Source organism: Halorientalis sp. (assembly GCF_028275115.1).
In the GTDB taxonomy this organism is placed as follows: Archaea; Halobacteriota; Halobacteria; order Halobacteriales; family Haloarculaceae; genus Halorientalis.
This window is the reverse complement of the sequence record NZ_JAQCNH010000147.1, coordinates 1-9,876: the sequence shown is the minus strand read 5'-3', so window position 1 is coordinate 9,876 and position 9,876 is coordinate 1. Positions and strand designations below refer to the sequence as shown.

Annotated in this window: 12 protein-coding genes; 8 read left to right on the top strand and 4 right to left on the bottom strand. The window is 66.3% G+C overall.

Going from position 1 to position 9,876, the window contains the following annotated elements; translation table 11 throughout:
* On the top strand, nucleotides 1-221 hold a 221-nt coding region (locus Q0964_RS17780), incomplete at its 5' end, for a hypothetical protein (RefSeq protein WP_299270486.1).
* Nucleotides 222-495: 274 nt separating this feature from the next.
* Here the strand turns inward: Q0964_RS17780 and Q0964_RS17775 are convergent.
* The 4 genes from Q0964_RS17775 to Q0964_RS17760 form a co-directional block, all read right to left on the bottom strand.
* The gene (locus tag Q0964_RS17775; protein WP_299270484.1) at nucleotides 496-972 is read right to left on the bottom strand and encodes a metal-dependent hydrolase; all 477 of its coding nucleotides are present in this window, start codon (nucleotides 970-972) and stop codon (nucleotides 496-498) included.
* A gap of 31 nt (nucleotides 973-1,003) precedes the next feature.
* A complete protein-coding gene (locus tag Q0964_RS17770; protein ID WP_299270482.1) occupies nucleotides 1,004-1,771 on the bottom strand; it encodes a CDP-alcohol phosphatidyltransferase family protein in 768 nt (255 codons plus the stop codon).
* Nucleotides 1,772-1,840: 69 nt separating this feature from the next.
* Nucleotides 1,841-2,224, bottom strand: coding sequence for a DUF7475 family protein (locus Q0964_RS17765; protein WP_299270481.1), 384 nt, complete (start codon nucleotides 2,222-2,224; stop codon nucleotides 1,841-1,843).
* A 48-nt stretch (nucleotides 2,225-2,272) separates the two neighbouring features.
* Entirely contained in the window at nucleotides 2,273-4,252 is a 1,980-nt protein-coding gene (locus tag Q0964_RS17760) for an aldo/keto reductase (RefSeq protein WP_299270478.1), read from the bottom strand.
* A 54-nt stretch (nucleotides 4,253-4,306) separates the two neighbouring features.
* On the opposite strand from Q0964_RS17760, the gene Q0964_RS17755 reads away from it, so the two are divergent.
* The 7 genes from Q0964_RS17755 to Q0964_RS17725 all read left to right on the top strand — a co-directional run bounded on the left by Q0964_RS17755 (nucleotide 4,307) and on the right by Q0964_RS17725 (nucleotide 9,712).
* Nucleotides 4,307-5,137 (top strand): alkaline phosphatase family protein, encoded by an 831-nt coding sequence (locus Q0964_RS17755; RefSeq protein WP_299270475.1) that lies wholly within the window; start codon nucleotides 4,307-4,309, stop codon nucleotides 5,135-5,137.
* A 128-nt stretch (nucleotides 5,138-5,265) separates the two neighbouring features.
* On the top strand, nucleotides 5,266-6,246 hold the full coding sequence (locus Q0964_RS17750; protein WP_299270472.1) for an MDR/zinc-dependent alcohol dehydrogenase-like family protein: 981 nt from the start codon (nucleotides 5,266-5,268) through the stop codon (nucleotides 6,244-6,246).
* 40 nt (nucleotides 6,247-6,286) lie between these two features.
* A complete protein-coding gene (locus tag Q0964_RS17745; RefSeq protein WP_299270469.1) occupies nucleotides 6,287-6,664 on the top strand; it encodes a 6-pyruvoyl trahydropterin synthase family protein in 378 nt (125 codons plus the stop codon).
* Nucleotides 6,661-7,722, top strand: coding sequence for a glycosyltransferase family 4 protein (locus Q0964_RS17740; protein WP_299270466.1), 1,062 nt, complete (start codon nucleotides 6,661-6,663; stop codon nucleotides 7,720-7,722). The genes Q0964_RS17745 and Q0964_RS17740 overlap by 4 nt, the downstream gene beginning before the upstream one ends.
* On the top strand, nucleotides 7,719-8,618 hold the full coding sequence (locus Q0964_RS17735; protein WP_299270464.1) for a class I SAM-dependent methyltransferase: 900 nt from the start codon (nucleotides 7,719-7,721) through the stop codon (nucleotides 8,616-8,618). The genes Q0964_RS17740 and Q0964_RS17735 overlap by 4 nt, the downstream gene beginning before the upstream one ends.
* 54 nt (nucleotides 8,619-8,672) lie before the next feature.
* A complete protein-coding gene (locus Q0964_RS17730; protein WP_299270461.1) occupies nucleotides 8,673-9,437 on the top strand; it encodes a GTP cyclohydrolase III in 765 nt (254 codons plus the stop codon).
* Nucleotides 9,438-9,523: 86 nt separating this feature from the next.
* A complete protein-coding gene (locus tag Q0964_RS17725; protein ID WP_299270458.1) occupies nucleotides 9,524-9,712 on the top strand; it encodes a hypothetical protein in 189 nt (62 codons plus the stop codon).
* The last annotated feature ends 164 nt before the right edge of the window (nucleotides 9,713-9,876 follow it).

Here is a 9,876-nt window from a genome sequence, read left to right as displayed (position 1 = left end):
TCGACGATCAGTGGCGGATATTTCGAACAGGATTCCTGACTGTTTCGACGCTGTTTATTCTGGATCTTCTCGCCCTCACAGCGCTGTGGACTCTTGTTGGTCCCACAACACAAGAACTCCTGATTGGAACGATTGGGCTCATGGTACTGAATCTGGTTGTTTCGCTGTGGGTGCTGATTCGAGTACGACGATCCGTCGTCGGTTCACTCTTTGGTATCTGATGGACGTTACCTGGAGTGTCTGACAAAGCGTCAATCGGCTATCTTGATTTAGCGAGAGAATCCCGCCCTTCCCGTGAGTGACGAGTGTTCCGACAACCTGTCGCAACCGAGGAACGAACAGGGCGGGAGGGAATCGCGTAAGCTCTGTGTCGCAACCCACCGGCTACACCACGTCTGACTCCCCGACGATGGTTGCCGTGTCGATTCGGATGAGAGCGTCGAAGAGGGCCGCGAGCAGATGCTCCATAGACTGAAGGGCATACCGGCTGTAGCCTCATAGCCACTCGGTTTCGGCCGACACCTCGCCGGCCCGCCACTGCCTGATAGCCAGCGCGGCGGTGGCAAGCCAGAACGCGACTTCGAGGAAGAACGCGGGGCTCCAGAGGTAGTACAGGAAGAACGGCCCCGGCGGGAGCGCGAGCGGGTCGGCCGGGACGACGGCAGGCCAGAGGAGGAAGACGGCGTCGCCAGCCCGGCCGTTGACGACGACGTGAACGGCGTCCAGGGCGAGATGTAGCGCCCAGCCGACCGCCGCCGACAATCCGGCCCGGCCCGACAGCGCGAGCGGCACGGCCACGACGAGCAACAGCGCAGAGTGGCCGACAGAGTGAAACAGCGATGTGACCCCGAGTGTCGCCAATGGTTTATCGACGACATCGGGAACGGCGGTGCCGACCACCAACCAAAGCGGAGCGAGTCCCGACACCCGACCGACGACCGCTGCCACGAGGAGGTGCGTCGGAAAGAGCATACTAGGAGGTTGGGAGCCGGATATATGAACGCTACCTGTCGAACCAGTCGCGGGGGAGGCGGCCACTGACGACGAGGAAGTCGCGGCAGAACACCGCCAGCGACGGCGCGAGGACGGCAGGCGCAACGGTCCAGAGGGTGTCACTCGGCACGACGGGGATGAGTGCGATGGTGAGAAACACCATCTGGATGCCGGCGAGGTATTTAGCGAGGTCGCTGTCAGGGCGCTCCCCGACCGGCCGGCCACGAAGCCGTCGCCACCGTATCCCGCCGAGATAGACGTACCGTGCGGCGGCAATCGAGAGATACCAGACGGGGAGGCGACCCCACAGCACCGCCACCAGCGGCGCGATGACGAAGCCGAACGTGTCGAAGGCCATGTCCAGTCGTGTCCCCAGCGGTGTCTGCTCCCCGATGGTCCGGGCCACAGTGCCGTCGAGTTTGTCGAGGACGACGCCGGTGCCGTAACACACCGCCGGCACCCACGCGAGATCGGTGGTCACGGGGACGACGACGAAGCCGGCGACGACGGCGTAGAGTCCGCCTCGTAACAGGGTGATGCTGTTGGCCAGTCCGAAGACGTAGCGCCACGGCCGCACACTGTCCAGTCCACGGCCAGCGTACCAGAGCTGGCCCGCCCAGCACACTCCCGCGATGGCTGCCGGATGGAACATCCAGCGGGTCATCGCGTCGGCTGGAAACAACTCGGCGACCAGCAGCGTCAGCGCGAGCGCGCCGACTACCGGCAGGCCAACCCGGAGCCCGACGGGTGCGAGGTGGTCACCCTGTCGGCCCGCCATATCCACCTCCCGGTCCGCGCTGCGGGTCCGCCTGCGGTCTCGCCTGACCCACACGCTCACTTGCGCCGGTCATCGCAACAGCATGACGAGGGCGGCCAGCAAGACGAGCTGTGCGACCTTGTCGACGGCACCGAGGGTCCCGATATCGGCAGGGAATGACTTCCCGAGGGAGACGAAGTTGACGTAGTACCAGAGCCCCATCTGGACGAGTGTAAACGGGATACCGACGGCGTAGACGATCCGCCGGCGATAGTCCAGCAGGACGAGTGCTATCGCACCCAGAAACCCGAGTCCGGCGAGGACGAAGCTGATACCCATGCCCGACGGGAGCATCCGGACGCCGAGCAGGAGGTGGACGGCGGCGCTGACCAACGCCGCGACGATACCGACCCAGTGCAGCCCATCGAGTGACGCGACGTTCAGCGAGAGCCCGTCCGTCTCCGGAGTTCCCATGGACGATAGTCGGTTTTCAGCCACATAACGGTAGTGCCAAACCGTCGTTCACCGCTCGAAACCGGGCCGTCGAAGGCCGTCAATGCGGGCACACGTCTCGGTGTCAAGCCGCTCGCCTGCGGCGCCCAGATTCCCGACGATATGGGCCGGCGTCGTACTCGATGGAATCGGAACGACCCCCTGTGTGACGTTCCACGCAAGTACGACGCCGGCCGGTGTGAGTCCCTGAGAATCACCAATTTCGGTCAGCACCGGCTCCTCCAGCAACCCTGGAGCCGACAACGGTGAGTGAGCGACCACGCGGATGCCCCGCTCGTGGCAGAACGCGACGAGGTCGGACCGTGGCTGGTAGGGGTGGCGCTCTATCTGGACGAGCGCCGGACGCACACGCCCGGCGTCGAGTACCGTCTCCAACTGCGCCCGCGAGACGTTACAGACGCCGAGCGTGTGCGCCAGCCCTCGCTCGTGGACGGTTTCGAGAGCCTTCCAAGCCTGCTTGAGCGGGATGTCGACCGTCACGATATCGCCGTCCTCACCTTCGGGGAAGGTCAGTGCCTCCTGCTGGCCGACCGGCTGTTCGGCCAGTCGGGCCAGCGGTCCGCGGTGGGCCCACGCCTCGGGCCAGTGCAACGCGTAACAGTCGAAGGCATCAAGGCCGAGTTCGTCGAGGCTCCCGCGGCAGGCCTCGATGAGGTGTTCACGGTGGTGGTTCGTTCGCCAGGGCTTCCCGATAACGAACAGGCTCTCGCGGTCGGGCGACCCGGGTGCGGCCAGTAACTCGCCGATGCGGTGTTCGTTCCCGTACAGTTCGGCGCTGTCGAGCAGGCGGTAGCCGGCGTCGAGCGCCGTCGCAATCGAATCCCGGCGCTCGACGTACTCCCCCTCGCGGTAGCGCGAACAGCCAACACCGATGGGTGGCAGTCGGAGCGAGTGTGGCCGTTCGTTGTCGGTCCCGTTACCCACTCCGCGCCGGCCGACGGTCGGCGCCGACACGGGGTCGGCCGCCGCCCCGTGGTCGGCAACATCGACTGGCCCCCCGGTTTCGGCAGCCCGCTCGATGGCGTTGCAGACGGCGACGACGTGGGCTCCCCGTCGGCCGGTCGCCCGCGAGGGGCGACCCGCGTCAACGCTGTGAGCCAGCGACTCGACGGGGTCGAGATAGCGATACCGCCGGGTGGGGTACTGGGCCGGGGCGCCGACGTACTCGCGACCGACGCGGCCGTAGCGGACGGCGTCGGGGCTGTCGGTCATCGCGCCCGTCCCGTCGAGATACAGCGACCCGTCGTCGCCGTGCAGTTCCAGCCCATAGAACTCACGGCTCCGGTGGGGGGTGTAGAGGCTCGCGGTCAGCCGTACCGTCGGTCCCGAACTGAAGGCCAGCATCGCCTCGACGTGGCTGGGGGCCGTCGGCCGTTGGTCGACCCTGTCCGGCCAGCTATCCAGTGCATCGGCGGTCCGAACGGACGCCACGGGGCCGAACCACGCGACCAGCAACGCCAGCGGGTAGACGCCACCGTCGTACAGCGGGCCAATATCGAGAAACGAGTCCGGCCGGTCGTGCCAGTCGGTCACCCGGCCGACGTGGGCGTAGGCGTACCCCAACTGCACCGGCCCGAGGCGGCCATCGGCTAGCAGTCGGCCCGCCCGACGCTGTGTGGGTGCGTCCGGCGTGCCGGGCGCACACCCCAGCGCGAGGTTGCGCTCTCGGGCCAGTTCGAGCAGGTCGCCGGCCACCGACGCGTTGAGGGCCAGCGGTTTCTGCGAGTAGACGTGACGCCCGGCCTCCAGAGCGGTGCTGGTCACCGGCCCATGGGCGGCGTGGCTCGTCAGATTCACCACCAGCGGCGCGTCGATGTCCTCGAGGGCGGCGTCGAGATCACTGAACGACGGACAGCCGTACTCGTCGGCGAGTGTCGCCGCCCGCTCCGCGTCGAGGTCACAGACGCCGGCGAGGGTTAGCGGACCGTCGGCTAGGTCGGCCGCGTACTCGGTGGCAATCGCGCCCGCACCGACGAACAAACAGTGCACACAGATAGCGGGGAGGCGAGACGTATATAATGTCTGGCGGGGGCCCACAGTTGGATGGCGGGGCGGCGCCTCGACTACGGTACGAACGTCTACGAGTGCGAGTGGGACGTCCTCGTAGTGCTCGACGCGTGCCGGGCGGACCTGTTGTGGTCGATAGCACCAGTGGTGGGCTATCTCGACACCGTCGAGACGGTCCGCTCCGTCGGCAGTTCATCCTCGGAGTGGCTCGAAAACACCTTCCTCGACCACCCGGAGACCGGACACACCGCGATGGTCACCGGAAACACGTGGACCGACCGGTATCTCTACGCCGACGCCTTCGCAGCGCTGGACGAGGTCTGGAAGTACGCGTGGGACGACGAGGTCGGCACCGTCCCGGCGGGGGCGGTCACCGACCGCGCCATTGCGCTGGCCCGCGAGCGGTCCCCCAAGCGACTCGTCGTCCACTACATGCAACCTCACCACCCGTTTGTGCCTGACCCGCTGGACGGCGACGAGGGTATGGCCCGGACCGGCGAGCACAGCAACACCGCGAACCCGTGGGTATCGCTCAGGCGCGGCGAGGTGTCTGTTGAGCGGGTGTGGGCAGCATATGAAGCGAATCTCCGATACGTTTTAGATGAGGTCGCGGTCCTGCTCAACAACGTTGCGGGTCGGGTCGCCATCACCGCCGACCACGGGAATCTGTTCGGGGAGTGGGGGCTGTATGGGCACCCGATGGAGACGCCGGTGCCGGCGCTCCTGGCGGTGCCGTGGGCCGAGATGACGGCCGCCGATAGCGGCTGTCGCGACCCGGAACTCAGACCGCCCGAACGACTCCCCGTCTCGCGGGTCTACGGAGCCGACAGCGACCGTGCACGCCTCGAAGCCCTCGGCTACCTGTAACCGTCGGGAGGTAGTTTTTAGTCGGTGAAACCCTCGGTGCCACATGTGTACTCCCGGAGCCGTCACTCTAGCCGCCCAGTTTGGCATCGCCCGCCCGGTCGCCACGCCACCTGGGGGGCAGTGGCCTGATGCCCGGCCGGGCGCTGTATTTCACCGGCTCGAAGTCCGTCTCGGTCCGTGAGGTGTCAATACCCGACCCGGGCGCCGACGAGGTCCGCGTTCGGACGGAACTTTCGGGTATCAGCCCGGGGACGGAACTGCTAGTCTACCGCGGCGAGGTAGCGGCGGACCTGCCAGCCGACGAGACTATCGACGCGCTTGAGGGCACGTTCTCGTACCCCTTGCAGTACGGCTATGCGGCCGTCGGCCGCGTTACGGCCGTCGGGGAATCGGTCGACGACAACTGGCTTGGCCGGCGCGTGTTCGCGTTCAACCCCCACGAGAGCCACTTCCTCGCGGACCCATCCACGCTCGTCCCGACGACGCTGCCGACCGAGCAGGCCCTGTTTATCCCGAACGCCGAGGCGGCGGTCAACTTCGCCATGGACGCCCGGCCCCGTATCGGCGCCCGTGTCGTGGTCTTCGGTCAGGGGCCGGTCGGCCTGCTGACGACCGCCATCCTCGCCGAATTCCCGCTGACCTCGCTGGTCACCGTCGACCCCTGTGACCGGCGACGGGCGCTCTCGGAATCGCTCGGCGCAGACCGCTCGGTCACACCAGCGGCCCTCGACATCGACGACGCGGACATCACGTTCGAACTGTCGGGCAACCCGACGGCGCTGGACGACGCTATCGACGCCACCGGCTACGCAGGACAGGTTGTCGTCGGGTCGTGGTACGGGACCAAGGACGTCTCGCTGGCGCTGGGCAGCGACTACCACCGGAGCCACGTTCGCGTTCGCAGCAGTCAGGTGAGCCGCATCGACCCGGACCACGCCGACCGGTGGGACAAAGACCGGCGGCTCGACGTGGTTCGGTCGTGGCTGGCCGACACAGATCTCGACGCCCTACACACACGTAAGCTCCCGATAGACCACGCTGCGGAGGCCTACGAACTGCTGGACGACCGGCCCGACGAGGCCGTCCAGGTCGCGTTCACGTACGGGTGACACCCGGCTATTTACGTGACAGGGGCCCGTTCCTCCGGTCGTGTATTCGACCACAGTGCTGACCGATTTCGTAGCACAGCACTACCTCACCGTCCCGAATCCCGGACCGGAGGGCGACCCTCACTCGCACCACTACGAGGTGGAACTGTGTTTCCGCGGCCCCGAACTCAACGAGTTCGACTACCTCGTCGACATCGACGACGCGGAAGCCGCCCTGTCGGAGATAGTCGACCGCTACCGGGATACGATGCTCAACGACCGCCTGGAGTTCGACGGGGACAACCCCAGTGTCGAGCGGTTCGCGAAGGTCATCTTCGAGCAGGTGACCGACGCCGTCGGCGACGACACCGTCACAGAACTCCGGGTGACCGTCTGGGAGGACGACGAGGCCGCAGCAAGCTACGATGCCGCCGTATGAGGGTCGGGCTGACGCTGTACGGAAGCCTCGACGAGCAATCGGGCGGGTTTCGCTACGACCGGAGACTCGCCGAGGGACTCCGATGCGCCGGCGACACCGTCGAACTGGTCGAGTTACCGTGGCGCGAGTACTATCGCGGCCTGCTCGACAACGGGTCACAGACACTCCGGCGCCGACTCGCCGTGGACGTGGACGTGATGTTGCAGGACGAACTCGCTCACCCGTCGCTCGTCCGGACGAACCGCGCGTTGGGGTACCCTATCGTCAGCGTCGTCCATCACCTGCGGTCGAGCGAACCGCGGCGCCTGGCCCCGCTATACCGGGCGGTCGAGCGTCGCTATCTCGACACCGTCGACGCCGCCGTCTGTAACAGCCACACCACCCAATCAGTCGTCACGGACCTCGGCGTCGACCGGACCGTCGTCGCGCCGCCGGCCGGTGACCGGCTCGACCCCGCTATCGACCCCGAAGAAATCGACCACCGCGCAGAGGGCGGCCCGTTGCGGGTCGTCTTCGTCGGCAACATCACACCCCGGAAGGGACTGGACACGCTCGTAGAGGGCATGGGGAGGGCCGCTGCCGATATCGACCTCACCGTCGTCGGCAAATTGGCCGACGAGGGACACATTGAGCGCGTTCGGGCGGCGGTCCGCGAGCATGGCCTCACCGACCGCGTCTCCTTCCGGGGGCGCCTCCCCGACGCCGAACTGGCGGGCGTGCTCGAATCGAGCCACGTCCTCGCCGTCCCCTCCCGCTACGAGGGGTTCGGTATCGTATATCTGGAGGGGATGAGCTACGGCCTCCCGGCGCTGGCCTCGCGGGCCGGTGGGGCGAGCGACCTCGTCACGGACGGCGAGACTGGCGCGCTGGTCGACCCAGATGATCCGGCGGCCGTCGCCCGCGAACTGACCCGGTTCGCGACGGACCGAGACCGATTGGCTGCGATGGGCCGTGCAGCCAGAGCGCGGTACGAGGTCCACCCCGACTGGGCGGAGACGACGGCGCGGGTCCGCCGCCTGCTGGCCGAGGTGTCGGGGACGACGGAGGTCCCAGCGTGACCGACTTCCACCGGTACCTGCGGGCGAAACGCACCGTCGACGACCGCGCGCTGGACCGCCGTGTGGTCGAGCAGTTGCGCGAGCAGGTGGCCGCCCGCGCCGCCGACACCGACGGCCCATTGTGGATACTCGAAGTCGGGGCCGGCATCGGGACGATGGTCACTCGCCTCGTCGAATGGGACCTGCTCCCGACAGGGACCATCCACTACACAGCGGTCGACCTCGATACCGAGAACGTGGATGCACTCCCCGGCTATCTCCGGGAATGGGCGGCCGACACCGAGGTCACTGTGACGGCCGACCCGCTGACGGTCGAGGCCGGCGGCCGACGAATCGTCGTCGACCCCGTCGAGGCCGACGCGATGGCCTACGCCGGCCAAACCGCCGGCTGCGACCTGCTCATCGGTGCCGCGTTGCTCGATATCGTTGACCGGGACGGACTGCCGACGCTGCTGAGTGCGCTCGCGCCCGGTGGCCTGTACTACTTCCCCATCACCTTCGACGGTGCGACCCGCTTCCGGCCGGATCATCCGGCCGACCGGGCAGTCGAGTCTCACTATCATGCCCACATGGATGCCAAGCCAGGTGGCGATAGCCGGGCCGGCGGGGACGTGTTCGAACGCCTGCAACGGGCCAATGGCGTGACGCTCTCGGCGGTTGCCGGCTCCGATTGGGTCGTCCGACCTGTCGATGGTGCGTATCCGGCCGACGAGGCGTACTTCCTCCGGCATATCCTCGACACTATTGAGGGTGCTGTCGGTGCGGTTGCTGGCGGTGACTTCGACGTGCTCAACTCGTGGCTGGCCCGTCGGCGCGAGCAGGTCGCGACCGCCGAACTCGTGTATTGCACCCACCAGCTGGATTTCCTCGGCCGCGTTGATAGCGGGATATCCTGACCCCTACGTAGCCGGTTCCCAAACACACACATGACCCCACCCCTGAGTACACCTGTGACGAACACGCAGGTCTCGCTGCTCCAGATAGACAACTACGGCCCGTGGACGACGACCCCCGAGCCGAGGCGCGAGGTCGATCTCCAGACGCTCCAGTCGCGGCTTTACGCAGACATCTCGCAGTTGGTCGGCAACATGGATGGGTACGCCTTCTTCGCCCGCTTCGACAACATGGTCGCCATCACGAACGGCCTCGACCGGGCCGCACACGCTTGCATCCAGAACTCGGTTGGCAACCGCTACCCGGTGACCGCCAGCATGAGCTTCGCCGCCCGAAGCTCGCCGGTCGAGGCACTTGGTGTCGCCTCGCGCCGCCTGCAGGAGGCCGGCAGCGCACAGGACAGCACCCGGCAGCAAATTCTCCGGGGCGAACCGCTCGGCGAGGCTGACAGAACCGACCACGACGTCCAGATTGCACACTTCGATGTCAACGACGCCACCGGGAAGTACACCGACGAACTCAACGAGTTCGACACCTTCATTCACATTGAACACGGCTACGCGGAGTTGATGCGGTACCTCCGGAAAGCCCACGATTCGCTGGCTTTCTTCGTCGGTGGCGACAATGTTATCGCAGTCTGTTCCGCCATGGATTCGGCAGCGTACCGGGATACTATCGACCAGGTCCGCGAGGCAGTTGACGTCGACCTGAAAGTCGGCGTCGGACGGGCACGAACCGCACAGGCGGCCGGGATGAGCGCGAAACACGAACTCGAACGCTGCCGGGCCGACGGCTCACGAGTTGAACTCGGCTGGGAGTAGCGCCAGTGTCAGGCGAAATGGTGTGCATTGTCGAAAGGAATCATATTTTCAGTGAACAGATAGTCATAACTGCTAGCCACAGACCAATGTACGAACGCACTCAGAAGGTCGCCACGCCGACGACGGTGGCGTTGCTGCTAATCGCTCTTGCGGTGGTAGAATTAGCAGTACGTCCACGCGTAGCCGGCGATGCCCACCTCGTGGTCGACGGAGTCGCGGTGAGCGTCGCGGTGACGCTACTGGCGCTGACAGTCGTCTCGTTCCGAAACCGATGACCGACGTCGACAAAGGTTCGGGCGTTTCGTGAGTCGCCCTCGACCATATGGAATACCAGCGGCAGGTGCGAGCGGTCGTCGACGACAAACCCACCGCGATCCAGTGGCATGAGTTCGAGCGTCGCAGTCGGGAGTGTCTCGGCGACAGCCAGTTCGAAGATATC